Raw genomic sequence first — 17,051 nt, 5'->3', positions numbered from 1 at the left:
GAATCATGATGATCACCGTTCACCATCTTGAGCAATCGCGCTCGCATCGGGTGCTGTGGCTGCTGGAAGAGCTGGAAGTGCCGTACCAGATTAAACGCTATCAACGCGAACCGACCATGCTGGCCCCGGAGGCGCTGAAAAAAGTGCATCCACTGGGAAAATCACCGGTCATTACCGACGGGAACCAGGTAGTGGCAGAATCAGGTGCCATTCTCGAATACCTTGAAGAGAAATATGATCACGAGTTCCGGCTCAAAGTGAGTGATGAGGCGTCGCGGCTGCAGTGCCGCTACTGGCTGCACTATGCCGAAGGCTCGCTGATGCCGCTGCTGGTGATGAAGCTCATCTTCGGTCAGATGGGTAAAGCACCGGTGCCGTGGCTGCTGCGCCCGGTCGGGGCGGCATTCGGTAAAGGCGTGCAGAAGGCGTTCCTGGATAAACAGCTTAAGCCACACATGCAGATGATCGAACAACATCTGGCTGCAAATCCCTGGTTCGCCGGTCAGCGCTTCAGTATCGCTGATATCCAGATGAGCTTTCCGCTGCTGGCGCTTGCGCGACGTGCCGGACTGGAGCAGATGCCCGCCAGCCAGAAATGGCTGCAGACTGTGCAACAGCGTGCCGCCTGGCAGCGCGCGATCGATCAGGGCGGCGAGCTTTCGCTGCCAGGTTAATTCCCCTCCTCCACTGGCGGGTCGTGTCTCATCACGGCTGCGCCGGTGCGCATCCCCCCTGAAAATCGCGTTAACTTCAGGGCGTCAGCGTTTGACGTCGGCTTGTGCCGCGTGGCTGCTGGCGACTTAAGCCTGATCTTTATGCTGAAGAATCTCCCTCTGACAGTTGAAAATGTGCCGCTAAACGCCGGATAATCGCATGCCTTTTTATCTGGCCGCTTCTGGCGGCCAACTATCTGCGGCAAGGTAAACGTTTGCCTGCCGGGTAAAACCCGACAGTGACGCCGTCTACCCGCTTATTCCAGGGACAGCGATGGTCGCAGAGCGATCCACACAACAAAAATTTTTGAGGCTCAACTATGTCAACTGAATCACGCCCGGCCAGTGGAAAACTGGACGCCTGGTTCTCGATCTCGGCGCGCGGCAGCAGTGTGCGCCAGGAGATTCTGGCCGGACTCACCACCTTCCTGGCGATGGTCTACTCCGTCATCGTGGTGCCAGGAATGCTGGGCAAAGCCGGTTTTCCCCCCACTGCCGTGTTTGTCGCCACCTGTCTGGTTGCCAGCTTTGGTTCCATCATTATGGGCCTGTGGGCCAATCTGCCGATGGCGATTGGCTGTGCAATCTCCTTAACCGCCTTTACCGCTTTCAGCCTTGTGCTGGGCCAGCACATCAGCGTGCCGGTCGCGCTGGGCGCGGTGTTCCTGATGGGCCTGCTGTTTACCCTGATCTCGGTGACCGGCATTCGAGCCTGGATCCTGCGTAACCTGCCGATGGGCGTGGCGCACGGCACCGGCGTCGGAATTGGCCTGTTTTTGCTGCTGATTGCGGCTGACGGTGTAGGCCTGATAGTGAAAAACCCGGCACCGGGCCTGCCGGTGGCGCTGGGGCACTTCACCACCTTTCCGGTAATGATGACGCTGCTGGGACTGGCAGCGATTATTGGACTGGAGAAGCGTCGGATGCCCGGCGGTATTCTCATGACAATTATCGCCATTTCGCTGCTGGGGCTGATCTTCGATCCGGCGGTGAGCTACAAAGGATTATTTGCGCTGCCGAGCCTGCGTGATGCCAGCGGTGAGTCGCTGCTGTTCAGCCTCGACATTATGGGCGCGATGCAGCCGGTCGTGCTGCCAAGCGTGCTGGCACTGGTGATGACGGCGGTCTTTGACGCTACCGGCACCATTCGCGCGGTCGCGGGTCAGGCAAATCTGCTGGATAAACAGGGCCAGATTATCAATGGTGGCCGTGCGCTGACTAGCGACTCCGTCAGCAGCCTGTTCGCGGGACTGGTGGGCGCGTCACCGGCTGCGGTTTATATCGAATCGGCGGCAGGAACGGCGGCGGGCGGCAAAACCGGTCTTACCGCGATTGTGGTTGGCCTGCTGTTCCTTGCCATTCTGTTTATGTCACCGCTGGCGTATCTGGTGCCGGCTTACGCCACCGCCCCCGCGCTGATGTATGTGGGTCTGCTGATGCTGAGCAACGTGGCGAAAGTCGACTTCAATGATTTTGTCGATGCGATGTCGGGCCTGTTAACGGCGGTGATTATCGTGCTCACCTGTAACATCGTCACCGGCATTATGATCGGCTTCGCCAGTCTGGTGGTGGGGCGTCTCTTCGCGGGGGAATGGCGTAAGCTCAACGTCGGCACCGTCATTATTGCTATCGCGCTGGTAGCGTTTTACGCCGGTGGCTGGGCGATCTGACTGTACAACCGGGCGTGCGGCTGCACGTCCGGAATTTTCCACTATTTTCCCGCCCGGCGCACGCGTAGCTGACAATCTTCACCGCAGTTTGTTTTACACTTTAGCGCTTAACCAATGATTGAAAGAAACGACGCCTAAGGAAAGCATGGAAATCTTTTTTACAATTCTCATCATGACGCTGGTCGTGTCGCTCTCTGGCGTCGCGGCCCGCATTCTCCCTTTTCAGATCCCGTTGCCGCTGGTTCAGATCGCTGTTGGTGCGATGCTGGCCTGGCCGACTTTTGGTCTGCATGTCGACTTTGATCCGGAGCTGTTTCTGGTGCTGTTCATTCCGCCGCTGCTGTTCGCGGATGGCTGGAAGACGCCGATCAGTGAGTTCCTGCATCATGGTCGCGAGATAATTGGCTTAGCACTGGCACTGGTCCTGATTACCGTGATCGGCATCGGCTATCTGATCTACTGGCTGGTACCGGGTATCCCGCTGATCCCTGCCTTTGCGCTGGCGGCGGTGCTGTCACCGACCGATGCCGTGGCGCTTTCCGGCATTGTCGGCGAGGGCCGTATTCCCAAGAAGATTATGTCAATCGTGCAGGGCGAAGCCCTGATGAATGACGCATCGGGCCTGGTATCGCTGAAATTTGCCGTGGCAGTCGCTATGGGCACCATGGTGTTTACCTGGGGCGGTGCCAGCGTTGAGTTCCTGAAAGTGGCAGTGGGCGGTCTGATTGCGGGTGTCGCGATCTGCTGGCTCTACGGTAAGTCGTTGCGTTTGCTCAGCCGCTGGAGCGGTGACGATCCGGCTACCCAGACCGTGCTGCTGCTGTTGCTGCCATTTGCCTCTTACCTGATTGCTGAACATCTGGGTGTCTCAGGCATCCTGGCGGCCGTGGCGGCCGGTATGACCATCACCCGTTCCGGTATTATTCGTCAGGCACCGCTGGCGATGCGCCTGCGTGCCAACAGCGTCTGGCAGATGCTGGAATTCGTCTTTAACGGCATGGTCTTCCTGATGCTGGGCCTGCAGTTGCCGGATATTCTGCAGACCTCTGTCGATCAGGCGCAGGCCGATCCGAACGTCGAACTCTGGATGCTGTTTGCCGATATCGGGCTGGTCTATGCCGCGCTGATGATCGTGCGTTTTGGCTGGCTGTGGATTATGCAGCGCTTCAGCAAACGCCTGCTGAAGAAGAAGCCGCTGGAGTTCTCCAACTACTCGTTGCGTGAACTGCTGATCGCCTCCTTTGCGGGTGTGCGCGGCGCGATTACCCTGGCCGGTGTCCTGTCGATTCCGCTGTTCCTGACCAACGGCGAGCCTTTCCCGGCGCGTTATGAACTGGTCTTTATCGCCACCGGCGTGATTCTCTTCTCGCTATTGGTAGGGGTAGTGATTCTGCCGATTCTGCTGCGCGGCATTGATACCATTGATAAAGGCGCACACCGTCGCGAGCTGCAGAATGCGCGAGCGGTAATGGCAGGCGCAGCCATTGAGAGCCTGCACAAGATGGAAGAGCGGCTGGAGAATGAGTCGGAAGAGAACATCGATCCGGAGCTGCTTAAAGAGGTGAGTCTGCGGGTGATTGGCAACTTACGTCGTCGCGCCGAAGGGAAGAATGACCTTGAACACGCGCTGTTTGCTGAGAACCTGGAGCGTCGCTTCCGCCTGACCGGACTGCGTGCCGAACGCGCTGAGCTCTATCATCTGCGCGCCACCCAGCAAATCTCCAATGAGACGATGCAGAAGTTACTGCACGACCTGGATCTGCTGGAAGCGCTGCTGATCGAAAAAGAGGAGTAAGTCCTGACTGGCACGCCTGCGCGTTAATGCGGCGTGCCAGCCTTTCACACCGACAGGCGCGGCGGCTCATCCGGCCAATGCTCGCGACAGCAGGCTATCCATGCCTGCGCACTGCGCGACAGATAACTCCCTTCCCGCCAGATCAATCCCAGACTCCACTTCAGTTCCGATTCCAGCGGCAGCCACAGCAGCGACTGCTTATCCAGCCGCTGACAGATCGGCTCCGGCAGAATCGCCAGCCCCATCTCCGCCTGCACCATCGCCGCCAGAAAATCCCACTGACCGCTGCGAACCGCCACCGTTGGCGTCAGGTTTAGCCGCTGAAACGCCTGCATCAGCTGACGATTCAGCGAGAACTCCTCATTAAAAATCAGCAGTGGATGCTCTGCCAGTTCTGCCAGTCCAATCTGCTGGCGGCTGAGCCACTCCGGGCGACGCGGCAGCAGTACGCAGAGCGGATGATGCATCAGGGGCAGGGTGTTCAGTGGCAGCTCGGCATCGACCGGTAGCGCGGTCAGGGCGATATCCAGACTGCCCGCCAGCACCGCCTGCTGGACGGTCAGACCGCCGAATTCAGAGATTTTCAGCTTCACACCGGGATAGCGGCGGCGAAACGCGGAAATCGAACCGGCGATCTGCATACCGACCATCGGCGGAATACCCAGTCGCAGCTCACCGGTTTTGAGCTGGTTGATGTCACCAATCTCCGCTTCCAGCTGATGAAACTCCTGCAGGATCGCCAGGCCGCGCTGATAGACCGCCTGGCCGCTGTCGGTGAGGTGCAGACGACGACCATCGCGCAGGATCAGCGTGCAGCCCAGCTCCTCCTCCAGCTGGCGCAGCATTTTGCTGATGGTCGGTTGCGTCACAAACAGCTTCTGCGCCGCACGGGTAAAGCTCTGCTGGCGTACCACTTCAGTAAAATAACGCAGGGCGCGGACATCCATAACTATTCCTTTCAGGCATGATTTCGATAATTTTAATTCATTTTTTTCACCTTCTGTTGACGATTTATACTGGTGACATCAATTTAATCGGGGAGACAAGGTGATGGCGTTAGCGCTCACTTTACGCAGCAACCGCGCAGTGCAATGGCTCAGCCTGCCGCTGCAGCTGGGTTTCTATATCGGCCTGTTTATCGCCTGCGACCGGCTGGTGAGCTGGCTGCACCTGCCGCTGCCCGCCAATATTGTCGGGATGCTGCTGCTGCTGGTGTTAATCGTGACGCGGATTGTGCCGCTGAACTGGGTGAAAGCCGGGTCACGCTGGCTGCTGGCCGAGATGCTGCTGTTCTTTATTCCGGCGGTAGTGGCGGTGGTGAACTATGGCGATCTGCTGCGGGTCGATGGCTGGCGCATCTGTGTGGTGATCGGCGTCAGTACGCTGCTGGTGCTGGCTTCCACCGCCTGGGTGGTGGACCGGCTGTATCAGTATGAAGTCGCGCGCGCCGCGCGTAAGCAGGATCCGCATGCGTGATTTTCTGCTCAGCCTGCTGTGTGTAGCCGTTACGCTGCTGGTTTATGCGCTGAATAAACGGCTCTATCGGCGCTGGCGGACGCTGCTGCTGATGCCACTGGTGATGACGCCGCTGGTGCTGGTGGCATTGCTGCTGCTGACGCATATCAGCTGGCAGGATTACATCGCCGAAAACCACTGGCTGCTCTGGCTGCTGGGACCGGCGACGCTGGCGTTTGCCGTGCCGGTCTATGAGAATGTGGAAATTATAAAGCGCCACTGGCTGTCGCTGAGCGCGGGCGTAGTGACCGCGACGCTGGTCGCCGTCTGCAGTTCCGTCTGGCTGGCGCGGCTGTTAACCCTGCCGGAGTCGATTCAGCGCAGCCTGGCCGTGCGCTCTATCACCACGCCGTTTGCGCTGGCTGCGGCGGGTCCGATTGGCGGGCAGCCCGATCTGGTGGCGCTGTTCGTGGTGATCACGGGCGTGTTTGGCATGGCAATCGGCGACGTGCTGTTTCTGCGGCTCGCCATTAAGCAGGGCGTGGCGAAAGGCGCGGGATTCGGTGCGGCGTCCCACGGCGCCGGCACGGCACGCGCCTATCAGATTGGCGAGCAGGAGGGCGTGGTCGCCAGCCTGGTGATGATGCTCTCTGGCGTGGTGACCGTGGTGCTGGCCCCACTGATTGGGCACCTGATGTGGACAATATAGGCTACACTCCGTCGCACAGACGCTGGTCTGCGCTGAGACACGTATTTTTACGTAAAGTTTTCCAGATTTTGTTGTCTCCCCATTTCAGGCTGTTAACCTTGCGGCCGAATTAATTGTCCTTTCACGGAGTGGAATCATGTTTAAGCAACTTGTTGCCGGGAGCGCCCTCGGGCTGGTTTTAATGAGCGGTGCCGCTCAGGCGATTGAAGGCAGTGTTGATGTCAGCGAACACAACACCAACCTGAATGTGGGTCTGGGCACCACAACACCCGGTCTGTTTCTGAAAGGTAACTGGCTGCGTAGCGACCATGACGGCAGCACCTACGGCGCCGGTCTGGGTTACAACGTTGATTTCGGGCCGCTGCGTCTGGCGCCGACCGCAAAAGCGATCTTCACCCATCCTGAAGATGGAAAAGATGGATTTGCGGTGGCGCTGGGTGGTGCAGCACACTACAGCTTCAACAGCATGTGGGGCCTGTATGGCGAATATTATTACGCGCCGGAGTCTTTCACCGATCAGCTCGACAGCTATCAGGAAGCCGGTGGCGGCCTGAGCTTCACGCCGGTTTCACTGCTTAACCTGCGTGTGGGTTATCAGTACATCGAACTGAACAACAAAGATGGACGCAAAGATAACGTGCTGGTCGATGGCCCGTACGTGGGTGCATCGCTGCGCTTCTGATTCTGCTGCGCAAAAGAAGAGGGCGACTACTTCGGTAGCCGCCCTTTTTTATTGCCTGCTCGTTATGAACGAAAAGCCACGATCAGTGCGCTTTGCCCTGTTCGATGCCGGTGCCGGTCTGCGAGCGGATAAACTGTGCACGGAAGCGTGAACGTTCTTCTGCGCCCTGCTGCGAATGGTCGGTAATCGAGAAGAGCCAGATGCCCACGAAGGCCACCGCCATGGAGAACAGCGCCGGATACTCATAGGGGAAAATCGCCTTCGCGTTGCCCAGCACCTGTACCCACACCGTCGGGCCGAGGATCATCAGGATGACGGCGGTCAGCAGACCGAGCCAGCCGCCTACCATCGCGCCGCGCGTCGTGAGTTTTGACCAGTACATCGACAGCAGGATGATCGGGAAGTTACAGCTGGCCGCAATCGAGAAGGCCAGCCCGACCATAAAGGCAATGTTCTGTTTCTCAAACAGAATACCCAGCGCAATCGCCACCACGCCCAGCGCCAGCACGGTAATTTTTGAAACCCGCAGCTCATCTTTCTCGCTCGCCTGACCTTTACGATACACGCTGGCATAGAGGTCGTGAGACACCGCCGACGCACCCGCCAGGGTTAAGCCTGCGACAACGGCCAGAATCGTGGCGAAGGCAACCGCAGAGATAAAGCCCAGGAAGGTGCTGCCGCCTACGGCGTTCGCCAGGTGCACCGCCGCCATATTGGTGCCGCCAATCAGCGCGCCGCTGGCATCTTTAAAGGCCGGGTTAGCGCCCACCAGCAGGATGGCACCGAAGCCGATAATAAAGGTCAGGAAGTAGAAGTAGCCCATAAAACCGGTGGCCCAGAAGACGCTTTTACGTGCCTCTTTAGCATCCGCTACGGTAAAGAAACGCATCAGAATATGCGGCAATCCGGCCGTACCAAACATCAGCCCCAGCCCCAGAGACAGCGCCGAGATAGGATCTTTAACCAGTCCGCCAGGCTGCATAATCGCGATGCCTTTTGGATGGACCGCCATCGCTTCGGTGAACAGCGTATTAAAGCTGAAACCGGTCGCCTTCATTACCATGACTGCCATGAAGGTGGCGCCAAACAGCAGCAGCACGGCTTTAATGATCTGCACCCAGGTGGTGGCCAGCATGCCGCCAAACAGCACATACATCACCATCAGAATGCCGACCAGGACTACCGCAACGTGGTAGTTAAGGCCAAACAGCAGCTGGATCAGTTTACCGGCCCCGACCATCTGCGCGATCAGGTAGAGCGCCACGACCACCAGTGAGCCGCAGGCTGACAGGGTGCGGATCGGCATCTGCTTCAGACGATACGAGGCGACATCGGCAAACGTGTAGCGACCCAGGTTGCGCAGTCGCTCGGCGATTAAAAACAGAATCATCGGCCAGCCGACCAGGAAGCCGAGCGAGTAGATCAGCCCGTCATAACCGGAGGTGTAAACCAGCGCCGAAATGCCCAGGAACGAGGCGGCCGACATGAAGTCACCCGCCATCGCCAGGCCATTCTGGAAGCCGGTGATATTGCCGCCCGCGGTGTAGTAGTCATTACGTGATCGGGTGCGCTTTGAGGCCCAGTAAGTAATTCCCAGCGTGGCCCCGACGAAAATCGTAAACATGATGATCGCCTGGTAGTTGGTCGCCTGACGCTGCACGGCACCGGTTATCGCATCGGCAGCCAGCGCTGAAAACGGCAGCATTAAGGCCAGCAGCCATAAGGTGAGACGAGTCATGATTTCACCTCGCGGAGGATCGCTTTCGTTAAACGGTCAAACTCGCCGTTGGCACGCCAGACATAGACGCCGGTCAGCACAAACGACATCACAATCAGCCCGACCCCAATCGGGATACCGCGCGTGACGTTGGTGCCGGCATGCAGCGGCGTGCCGAGCCAGCCGGGTGCAAATGCGATCAGCAGGATAAAGCCGACATAGAGCACCAGCATGATCAGCGACAGCAGCGTCGCGAACGCCTGGCGCTTACGGACTAATTCATGAAAAAGGGGATTACGCTCAATCTGTTGATTGATGGCATCCTGATTCGAAAGGGCGTCATTCATCACATTTTCTCCAGAGGGCTTGCAGGCGAGAACCTCGCGACAGGGCGCGGATTCAGCTGGTTATAATATTTGTGACTACCGAAACAGACTGCGTAGGGCGGGTGTGGCGGGAAGCGATCTTCCCGCCGGACAGCGTGCGCTTAAGGCATTTTGATCGACTGTTTCTCCTCAAGCAGTTTTTCTACTACGCCAGGATCGGCGAGCGTAGAAGTATCACCAAGATTACTGGTATCCCCGGTGGCAATTTTGCGCAGAATACGCCGCATGATTTTGCCGGAGCGGGTTTTCGGCAGTGAGTCGGTCCAGTGCAGCACATCCGGTGTGGCTATCGGGCCAATCTCTTTACGGACCCACTGGCGCACTTCGGTGTACAACTCCGGCGACGGCTCTTCGCCATGATTCAGCGTGATATAGGCATAAATCGCCTGGCCTTTGATGCTGTGCGGAATCCCCACTACCGCCGCTTCGGCAATTTTAGGGTGCGAGACCAGCGCCGATTCAATTTCGGCGGTGCCGAGTCGGTGACCGGAAACATTGAGCACGTCATCGACGCGTCCGGTGATCCAGTAGTAGCCATCCTCATCACGACGGGCACCATCACCACTGAAGTAGACATTTTTAAAGGTAGAGAAGTAGGTCTGCTCGAAACGGTCGTGATCGCCATAGAGGGTACGCGCCTGACCCGGCCACGACTCGGTGATCACCAGATTGCCTTCACAGGCGCCTTCCTGTGGCTGACCTTCGTTATCCACCAGCGCGGGCTGCACGCCAAAGAACGGTCGGGTGGCGGAACCCGCTTTCAGTTCGGTCGCACCCGGCAGCGGCGTGATCATGAAGCCGCCGGTTTCGGTCTGCCACCAGGTATCAACAATCGGGCAGCGGCTGTTGCCGATTTTCTTGTAGTACCACTTCCAGGCTTCCGGGTTAATTGGCTCACCGACCGATCCCATAATGCGCAGGCTGCTGCGGTCGGTGCCGGCAATCGCCTTATCACCTTCCGCCATCAGCGCACGGATTGCAGTGGGCGCGGTGTAGAGCAGCGTGACTTTATGTTTATCGACCACTTCTGCCATACGGCTCGGCGTTGGCCAGTTCGGCACCCCTTCAAACATCAGTGTGGTAGCGCCACAGGCCAGCGGGCCATAAACCAGATAGCTGTGGCCCGTCACCCAGCCAACATCGGCGGTGCACCAGTAGATATCATCCTGATGGTAATCAAAGACGAACTTAAAGGTTGTGGCGGCATAGACCAGATACCCACCGGTGGAGTGCAACACGCCTTTGGGTTTGCCGGTTGAGCCGGAGGTATAAAGGATAAACAGCGGATCTTCCGCGCCGACTTCTGCGGCAGCGTGGTTGGTGCTCGCGTTCAGCATCAGGTCGTGCCACCACTGATCGCGGCCTTCAACCCAGCCCACATCTTTACCGGTGCGCTGGAACACCACCACGTTTTTCACGCTGGTGACATTAGGATTTTTTAACGCGTCATCGACATTTTTCTTCAGCGGAATGCTGCGACCGGCGCGGATCCCTTCATCGGCCGTGATTACCAGCGAGGCGCTGGAATCGACGATGCGGCCCGCGACCGCCTCCGGTGAGAAACCGCCAAAGATCACCGAGTGAACGGCACCGATACGCGCACAGGCCAGCATCGCTACTGCGGCTTCCGGCACCATCGGCATATAGATCGCCACCACGTCGCCTTTTTTCACTTCCAGCAGTTCCAGTACGTTGGCGAAGCGACAGACTTCGGCATGCAGCTGGCGGAAAGTCAGGGTTTTGCTTTCGCTGGCGTCGTCGCCTTCCCAGATAATCGCCGGGTGATCGCCGCGCGTGGCTAAATGACGGTCAAGGCAGTTTGCCGCCAGGTTGAGCGTGCCATCTTCGTACCAGCGAATGTTAATGTTACCTGGTGCAAACGAGCAGTTTTTCACTTTGCTGTAAGGCTTGATCCAGTCAAGGATTTTGCCCTGTTCGCCCCAGAAACTGTCTGGATCGTCGACAGATTGCTGATACATCGCCTGATACTGTTCTGCAGTAATCAGGGTGTTTGCTGCAATATTCTCTGGAACGGGATGTTTGTGTATTTGGCTCATGGCGGATCTCCTTGAAGATGTTAATGATATGTCAATCAATGGTTAATTAAAGCCCGCGCCAAAGCTTTGTTTCTTTTTTGCGCCACAGATCACGTGATACACATCCCCCCGAGAAGCGTTAAGCCATTCTGATCTATCAGGTTAACGCTCTGGCGGCGCTGGAGAAGTCAGGCATTGCTTTTACGTTTTCATCCTGAATAAAAAGCGAGCAAACGCGCCGGATCAGTTTTTAATCGTTTCTGCATAGCTATGCGTAAATTCATCGAAGTAATACTTTTCATAACAGCAGGTTAGGGTTTTTCAGCTCTGGCAGCACTTTATGCTGCTTAGATGGTGAACTTTTAATCGGATCCGCCAGGGGTTGCATTTACCACAGTGAAAATGGTACTTATCTCGCCCCTGTTCTGCAGGTATCAACTCAGACCGCGTCTGAAAATGGGTATGGGAATCATCAGATTCTCATACGAGGCGCTGTTTCAAGACACCCTCTAATTTACCGGGCTTTTTGCTCACTCCCTGTGTGTATTGTCTTCTGCACCTTCGCAGTAGAGAGAAACGGGTTTTGACTGAGGAAATTACACGTTATGAAAGGTTTTAAAATCAGCCTGGCCTGGCAGATTCTGACAGCCCTGGTGCTTGGCATCGTTGTGGGTGCTGTGTTGCATAATCAGCCAGACAATCGTGAATGGTTAGTCACCAACATTCTCAGCCCGGCAGGCGATATCTTTATTCATCTTATCAAGATGATTGTGGTACCGATTGTGATTTCATCCCTGATTGTCGGCATCGCTGGCGTGGGTGATGCAAAGAAGCTGGGACGCATCGGCGTCAAAACGATTCTCTACTTTGAAGTGATCACCACCATTGCCATTGTGGTCGGTATTACGCTGGCCAACGTATTTCAACCCGGCACCGGCATTGATATGTCAACGCTGGCAACGGTGGACATCTCTAAATATGAAGCGACAACGGCAGAGGTACAGGGCGGTCCGCACAGCCTGGTCACCACCATTCTGTCGCTGATCCCGCAGAATATTTTCGCCTCAATGGCGAAGGGCGACATGCTGCCGATTATCTTTTTCTCGGTGCTGTTTGGTTTAGGCCTGTCGTCACTGCCGTCAGAACAGCGCGATCCGCTGGTGAACCTGTTCCGTGGCATTTCTGAAGCGATGTTTAAAGTGACGCACATGATCATGCGCTATGCCCCGGTGGGTGTGTTTGCGCTGATTGCGGTGACGATTGCTAACTTCGGCTTTGCCTCGCTCTGGCCGCTGGCTAAGCTGGTGCTGCTGGTTTACGCGGCAATTCTGTTCTTCGCCTTTGTGGTGCTGGGCGGGGTGGCGCGCTTCTGTAAGCTGCGGATTACCACGCTGATGCGTATCCTGAAGGATGAGCTGATTCTCTCTTACTCCACTTCCAGTTCGGAAACGGTGCTGCCGCGTATCATGGAGAAGATGGAAGCCTACGGCGCGCCAAAAGCGATCACCAGCTTCGTGGTGCCGACCGGTTATTCGTTTAATCTGGATGGTTCAACGCTTTATCAGAGTATCGCGGCAATCTTTATCGCGCAGCTGTATGGCATTGACCTGTCGCTGACCGACGAGATTGTGCTGGTAATAACGCTGATGGTGACCTCGAAAGGTATCGCTGGCGTGCCAGGCGTCTCCTTCGTGGTGCTGCTGGCCACGCTGGGCAGCGTCGGCATTCCTCTGGAAGGTCTGGCGTTTATCGCCGGTGTTGACCGCATCATGGATATGGCGCGTACCGCGCTGAACGTGGTTGGTAATGCGCTGGCGGTGCTGGTGATTGCCCGCTGGGAAAACCAGTTCGACGTCGAAAAGGCGAAAGAGTATGAGCTGGAGCTGCGGACACAGACCGCAAGCTGAACACGGCATTAACGTAAAAATGGGCTCAACGAAAGTTGGGCCTTTTTTTATGAGATTTTTAATGGCAGATATACAGGTTGACCGAAAATTAAAAGGTTATAATTTTATAACTAAAAGCCACGGTTATACGACAATTATATTGTAATTATGATTGATTATGGTTATATTTCGCTGCGGTGAGTTGACTGTGTTCTTTGACAACATGGAGTGTTGACGGATGCCAGAAATTAACTGGACGAAGAAGGCATTAAAACAGCTTTATGGGCTGCCTCAGAAAGAGGGCAACGCTATTGAAGATGCTGTAGAGGCGCTGGCTAAATGGCCGGATATTCCTCATCTGAAAGTCGAAAAGCTGACTGATGATAAACAGAAGCGAATGAAGCTGGTAGTAGGTCACTACCGCGTACTCTGGAAGGTAGAGAAAGGTCAGCCAGTAGTGATAGATATACTTGAAGTCGTAAGAAGAACATCGACCACGTACAAAAAGCGCTAGCAGTGTGGTGGGAGCAATGTGCGTCATCAATAAGTTCTGTGCAGCCGGGTTTAGCGTTCCGCAGCACAGGCAGACGATCAGACAGTGTTGCCTGCCGTACCACTAAGGAGTGATTACCCATGAATGCTATACAGTTTCTGACGGACGAGCGCGGGAACCGCACTGGTGCTGTCATCCCTATAGAGCTGTTTAATAAGCTCATGGCTGAACGTCATTTAGATGATGTGTTTGAGTCTGTCCCTTATGAAGTGGGTCCAGACGATGATGAAACGATTCCTCACGATGTAATGAAAATCAGCCGACGGCAATCCGTTCCTTTGCATGTTGCCTGGCGTTTGCATCGTCACCTGTCACAGGAAGAGGTGGCGAATAAACTGGGCATCACGCAGGCTGGCGTGTCGAAGTTAGAGTCGAGAAAGAAACCTCAAAAACAAACGCTTGAGAAGCTGGCTGCTTTATATGGCTGCAGAACGTCACAACTCTATATTGATTAAATGGATGCGCTTTTAACCCGTGATTCGTGGTTTTTTATTGTCTTTTGGATGAGTGACATAGGATGCGAGGCGCGGTCTTTGCAGGGAAAACAGTGCTCCGTTCAGTCGGATACCAGCAGTGACTGCGTAAAGTCGTCGTAAACCCATCGCGTGGGCCGAGCGTCATGGATGACGAATGCGTCTTTACGATCAGGTGAACCTTTTCTGACCTGCACCGGTCTCTCAGCGATTCCTCTCACATGCACCGCACCCAGGCCGTAATGCTTATACTCATCACTCAACCAATCTGATCCCCCGCAACATGACTCACCCCACATCCATCGAAAAAAGATCTCACCCAATGAATTAATCATTCGTTATGATAGTTAGTAATTTGAATAATTTATTCCTTTGCGGAGCCCGCCATGAAACTCGACCTCAGCCAGATGATCACCGAAGGCCGCAACCCGGCCAGCCAGAATATTGACGAACTCTCCACCGAAGCGATGCTGCACGTCATCAATGATGAAGATAAAAAGGTGGCGCTGGCGGTAGAGGCCATCGTGCCGCAGATTGCCGCCGCCGTTGACGCCATCTGCGCCGCATTCCAGGCCGGTGGACGACTGATCTATTGCGGCGCAGGCACCTCCGGTCGGCTGGGCATACTGGATGCCAGCGAATGCCCACCTACCTTTGGCACACCCCGCGAGCAGGTGATCGGCCTGATTGCAGGAGGTCATACCGCCATACTCCAGGCGGTAGAAAACGCGGAAGACAACCGGGAGCAGGGCGCGCAGGATCTGAAAGATATCCACTTCAGCCGCCACGATGTGCTGGTTGGCATCGCCGCCAGCGGTCGCACACCCTACGTACTGGGCGCGCTGGCATACGCGAACGAACTTGGCGCAACCACTGTATCGCTCACCTGTAATCCAGGCAGCGCCATGTCGCAGGTTGCCGCGATTGCGCTCACGCCGGTGGTCGGCCCCGAAGTGGTCACCGGGTCTTCCCGTATGAAAGCGGGCACGGCGCAAAAACTGGTACTCAACATGCTCACTACCGGGTCGATGATCCGCAGCGGAAAAGTGTACGGCAACCTGATGGTCGATGTGGAAGCCACCAATCAAAAACTGGTGCAGCGTCAGGTTAACATCGTCATGCAGGCCACTGACTGTGATGACGCGACCGCCAGCGCCGCGCTCACCGCCTGTGGCGGACACTGCAAAACCGCCATCCTGATGGTACTGGCTGACCTGGCTGCCGATGAGGCGAAAGCGCTGCTCAGTCAGCATCAGGGCTTTATCCGTCAGGCTTTACAGGCAGCGGGAGCACGCTAATGGCCAGAATCACCGAGGCACTGTTGCGCGACATCCTGCAGGCGGTCGGTGGCGCGCAAAATATCGCGGCCTGTGGTCACTGCATGACGCGGCTCCGCCTGACGCTCAATCAGCCTGGAGAGAGTGATCTGGCAAGGTTAAAAAGCCTGCCGGGTGTCTTAGGCGTTATCGACAGCGAGGCACAGTTACAGATTGTGCTGGGACCTGGCAAGGCGCAAACCGCCGCCGAAGGGATGCAGAACCTGCTGGCTCAGGGTGATACCGCGCTGGCACCGCAGGGCCAAGCAGCGGAACTAAGCCTGCTTGCGGCGCAGCAGAAGCAGCAGCTAAAGGCGAAACAGACCAGCGGCGTGCATCAGTTCCTGTCGCGCTTCGCCACCATCTTCACTCCGCTGATTCCGGGCTTTATCGGCGCGGGGCTGCTGCTGGGATTTGCCACGCTGATTGAACAGAGTCTCCACCTCAATGCACCCGGTGACCACGCGCCCTGGCTGCTGCATACCGTGGCGTACATGAAAGTCTTCGGTAAAGGGTTGTTCACCTTTCTCAGCATCCTGATTGGCTACAACGCGCAGAAAGCGTTTGGCGGCAGCGGCGTCAATGGCGCAATCCTCGCCTCGCTGTTTGTGCTCGGCTATGTGCCCACGGCCACCACCGGCTACTACAGCGGCATGGAAAACTTCTTTGGCCTGGCGATCGACCCGCGCGGCAACATTATTGGCGTGCTGATGGCGGCGATTATCGGGGCGTGGATTGAAAAACAGCTGCGCAAAATCATTCCCGATAATCTCGATATGATCCTCACCTCGCTGTTTACGCTGGTGATCACCGGCGCCATCACCTATCTGTTGATCATGCCGCTGGGCGGCGAACTGTTTAAAGGGATGTCGTGGCTGTTTATCCATCTCAATAACAATCCCTTTGGCTGTGCGCTGCTGGCCGGGCTGTTCCTGATCGCGGTGATGTTCGGCATCCATCAGGGCTTTATTCCGGTCTACTTTGCGCTGATGGAAACCCAGGGTTTTAACTCGCTCTTCCCGATTCTGGCGATGGCGGGAGCAGGCCAGGTCGGCGCATCACTGGCATTGTGGTGCAAAGCAGAAAAAGGGGCGCTGCTGCGGGCGCAGATCAAAGGCGCTATCGTGCCGGGGCTGCTTGGCGTCGGTGAACCACTGATCTACGGCGTCACACTGCCGCGCCTCAAGCCCTTTATCACCGCCTGTGGCGGCGGTGCGCTGGGCGGGTTCTTTATCGGGCTGGTGGCGTGGCTGGGTTTGCCGGTCGGGATGAACACGGTATTCGGACCCTCCGGCCTGGTCACGCTGCCACTGATGACCTCCAGCCAGGGGATCTTCGCTGGCATGGCGGTCTATCTGGCTGGGCTGATGGTGGCCTGGATCGGCGGATTCCTGCTCACCTGGTGGTTTGGCACCCGTAATGTCGACCTCAGCTGACCCGCTGCCGGAATTCTCCAGTCCGGCTAACGGATGGATAATCAACCAAAAATGTGAAAGCCGCTACAAAGCGGCTTTATTATTGCCATTAATTTAACTTAAACGCTAAAGAGTAGGCAGAAGCATGCCGAAAACATAAAAAAAGGTAATCGTTATCTCTCAGCCCACAGTTTTCATGCCGACACTCAGACCGTCGCGTGCAGGACGTCGGGTCTCCAAGGACT

The 17,051-nt window shown here is 56.4% G+C and carries 15 protein-coding genes; 11 read left to right on the top strand and 4 right to left on the bottom strand.

Annotated features, from left to right (window positions below):
* The first annotated feature begins 8 nt into the window (after positions 1-8).
* The 3 genes from ACR8BN_RS17730 (at position 9) to ACR8BN_RS17720 (ending at position 4,178) form a co-directional block, all read left to right on the top strand.
* Positions 9-674, top strand: coding sequence for a glutathione S-transferase family protein (locus tag ACR8BN_RS17730; RefSeq protein ID WP_031591764.1), 666 nt, complete (start codon positions 9-11; stop codon positions 672-674).
* A gap of 359 nt (positions 675-1,033) precedes the next feature.
* Positions 1,034-2,383: an NCS2 family permease gene (locus tag ACR8BN_RS17725; RefSeq protein ID WP_010672052.1), complete on the top strand. Its 1,350-nt coding sequence runs from the start codon at positions 1,034-1,036 to the stop codon at positions 2,381-2,383.
* A 145-nt stretch (positions 2,384-2,528) separates the two neighbouring features.
* Positions 2,529-4,178, top strand: coding sequence for a Na+/H+ antiporter (locus ACR8BN_RS17720; RefSeq protein ID WP_031591761.1), 1,650 nt, complete (start codon positions 2,529-2,531; stop codon positions 4,176-4,178).
* Between the two features lie 44 nt (positions 4,179-4,222).
* Here ACR8BN_RS17720 and ACR8BN_RS17715 read toward each other — a convergent pair whose 3' ends face one another.
* Positions 4,223-5,125: a LysR family transcriptional regulator gene (locus tag ACR8BN_RS17715; protein WP_010252153.1), complete on the bottom strand. Its 903-nt coding sequence runs from the start codon at positions 5,123-5,125 to the stop codon at positions 4,223-4,225.
* Between the two features lie 103 nt (positions 5,126-5,228).
* Between ACR8BN_RS17715 and ACR8BN_RS17710 the strand changes: the two genes are divergently transcribed.
* The 3 genes from ACR8BN_RS17710 to ACR8BN_RS17700 all read left to right on the top strand — a co-directional run bounded on the left by ACR8BN_RS17710 (position 5,229) and on the right by ACR8BN_RS17700 (position 7,024).
* Positions 5,229-5,654: a CidA/LrgA family protein gene (locus ACR8BN_RS17710; protein ID WP_434747188.1), complete on the top strand. Its 426-nt coding sequence runs from the start codon at positions 5,229-5,231 to the stop codon at positions 5,652-5,654.
* Positions 5,647-6,342 carry an LrgB family protein gene (locus ACR8BN_RS17705; protein ID WP_010252149.1) on the top strand — a complete coding sequence of 232 codons (696 nt, stop codon included), beginning with the start codon at positions 5,647-5,649 and terminating at the stop codon, positions 6,340-6,342. Before ACR8BN_RS17710 ends, ACR8BN_RS17705 begins: the two co-directional genes overlap by 8 nt.
* Positions 6,343-6,478: 136 nt before the next feature.
* Positions 6,479-7,024, top strand: a complete 546-nt coding sequence (locus tag ACR8BN_RS17700; protein WP_010252147.1) for a YfaZ family outer membrane protein — start codon at positions 6,479-6,481, stop codon at positions 7,022-7,024.
* Positions 7,025-7,106: 82 nt separating this feature from the next.
* On the opposite strand, the gene ACR8BN_RS17695 is transcribed toward ACR8BN_RS17700, so the two are convergent.
* The 3 genes from ACR8BN_RS17695 to acs form a co-directional block, all read right to left on the bottom strand.
* Complete coding sequence (locus ACR8BN_RS17695; RefSeq protein WP_022625224.1) at positions 7,107-8,762, bottom strand: cation acetate symporter; 1,656 nt, start codon at positions 8,760-8,762, stop codon at positions 7,107-7,109.
* Positions 8,759-9,088 carry a DUF485 domain-containing protein gene (locus ACR8BN_RS17690; protein WP_031591760.1) on the bottom strand — a complete coding sequence of 110 codons (330 nt, stop codon included), beginning with the start codon at positions 9,086-9,088 and terminating at the stop codon, positions 8,759-8,761. The genes ACR8BN_RS17695 and ACR8BN_RS17690 overlap by 4 nt, the downstream gene beginning before the upstream one ends.
* 140 nt (positions 9,089-9,228) lie before the next feature.
* The gene (acs, locus tag ACR8BN_RS17685; RefSeq protein WP_434747187.1) at positions 9,229-11,184 is read right to left on the bottom strand and encodes an acetate--CoA ligase; all 1,956 of its coding nucleotides are present in this window, start codon (positions 11,182-11,184) and stop codon (positions 9,229-9,231) included.
* 584 nt (positions 11,185-11,768) lie between these two features.
* Here acs and gltP point away from each other — a divergent pair.
* The 5 genes from gltP to murP all read left to right on the top strand — a co-directional run bounded on the left by gltP (position 11,769) and on the right by murP (position 16,827).
* Positions 11,769-13,070 (top strand): glutamate/aspartate:proton symporter GltP, encoded by a 1,302-nt coding sequence (gene gltP, locus ACR8BN_RS17680; RefSeq protein ID WP_010252141.1) that lies wholly within the window; start codon positions 11,769-11,771, stop codon positions 13,068-13,070.
* A 217-nt stretch (positions 13,071-13,287) separates the two neighbouring features.
* Complete coding sequence (locus ACR8BN_RS17675) at positions 13,288-13,563, top strand: type II toxin-antitoxin system RelE family toxin (protein WP_434747186.1); 276 nt, start codon at positions 13,288-13,290, stop codon at positions 13,561-13,563.
* Positions 13,564-13,682: 119 nt separating this feature from the next.
* Complete coding sequence (locus ACR8BN_RS17670; protein WP_033780420.1) at positions 13,683-14,057, top strand: helix-turn-helix domain-containing protein; 375 nt, start codon at positions 13,683-13,685, stop codon at positions 14,055-14,057.
* Between the two features lie 404 nt (positions 14,058-14,461).
* Positions 14,462-15,373, top strand: coding sequence for an N-acetylmuramic acid 6-phosphate etherase (gene murQ, locus ACR8BN_RS17665; protein ID WP_031591757.1), 912 nt, complete (start codon positions 14,462-14,464; stop codon positions 15,371-15,373).
* On the top strand, positions 15,373-16,827 hold the full coding sequence (gene murP / locus ACR8BN_RS17660) for a PTS N-acetylmuramic acid transporter subunit IIBC (RefSeq protein ID WP_193585615.1): 1,455 nt from the start codon (positions 15,373-15,375) through the stop codon (positions 16,825-16,827). Before murQ ends, murP begins: the two co-directional genes overlap by 1 nt.
* The last annotated feature ends 224 nt before the right edge of the window (positions 16,828-17,051 follow it).

The sequence above is a fragment of the Pantoea sp. Lu_F5_004 genome (assembly GCF_051136245.1).
Classification (GTDB): Bacteria; Pseudomonadota; Gammaproteobacteria; order Enterobacterales; family Enterobacteriaceae; genus Pantoea; species Pantoea agglomerans.
Note: the sequence above shows the minus strand (reverse complement) of the source record. Positions and strands in the feature narration are given on the sequence as shown.

Coding starts and splice junctions, on each gene's coding strand:
- ACR8BN_RS17730 (WP_031591764.1), top strand. CDS start 9: ATGATCACCGTTCACCATCTTGAGCAATCGCGCTCGCATCGGGTGCTG.
- ACR8BN_RS17725 (WP_010672052.1), top strand. CDS start 1,034: ATGTCAACTGAATCACGCCCGGCCAGTGGAAAACTGGACGCCTGGTTC.
- ACR8BN_RS17720 (WP_031591761.1), top strand. CDS start 2,529: ATGGAAATCTTTTTTACAATTCTCATCATGACGCTGGTCGTGTCGCTC.
- ACR8BN_RS17715 (WP_010252153.1), bottom strand. CDS start 5,125: ATGGATGTCCGCGCCCTGCGTTATTTTACTGAAGTGGTACGCCAGCAG.
- ACR8BN_RS17710 (WP_434747188.1), top strand. CDS start 5,229: ATGGCGTTAGCGCTCACTTTACGCAGCAACCGCGCAGTGCAATGGCTC.
- ACR8BN_RS17705 (WP_010252149.1), top strand. CDS start 5,647: ATGCGTGATTTTCTGCTCAGCCTGCTGTGTGTAGCCGTTACGCTGCTG.
- ACR8BN_RS17700 (WP_010252147.1), top strand. CDS start 6,479: ATGTTTAAGCAACTTGTTGCCGGGAGCGCCCTCGGGCTGGTTTTAATG.
- ACR8BN_RS17695 (WP_022625224.1), bottom strand. CDS start 8,762: ATGACTCGTCTCACCTTATGGCTGCTGGCCTTAATGCTGCCGTTTTCA.
- ACR8BN_RS17690 (WP_031591760.1), bottom strand. CDS start 9,088: ATGAATGACGCCCTTTCGAATCAGGATGCCATCAATCAACAGATTGAG.
- acs (WP_434747187.1), bottom strand. CDS start 11,184: ATGAGCCAAATACACAAACATCCCGTTCCAGAGAATATTGCAGCAAAC.
- gltP (WP_010252141.1), top strand. CDS start 11,769: ATGAAAGGTTTTAAAATCAGCCTGGCCTGGCAGATTCTGACAGCCCTG.
- ACR8BN_RS17675 (WP_434747186.1), top strand. CDS start 13,288: ATGCCAGAAATTAACTGGACGAAGAAGGCATTAAAACAGCTTTATGGG.
- ACR8BN_RS17670 (WP_033780420.1), top strand. CDS start 13,683: ATGAATGCTATACAGTTTCTGACGGACGAGCGCGGGAACCGCACTGGT.
- murQ (WP_031591757.1), top strand. CDS start 14,462: ATGAAACTCGACCTCAGCCAGATGATCACCGAAGGCCGCAACCCGGCC.
- murP (WP_193585615.1), top strand. CDS start 15,373: ATGGCCAGAATCACCGAGGCACTGTTGCGCGACATCCTGCAGGCGGTC.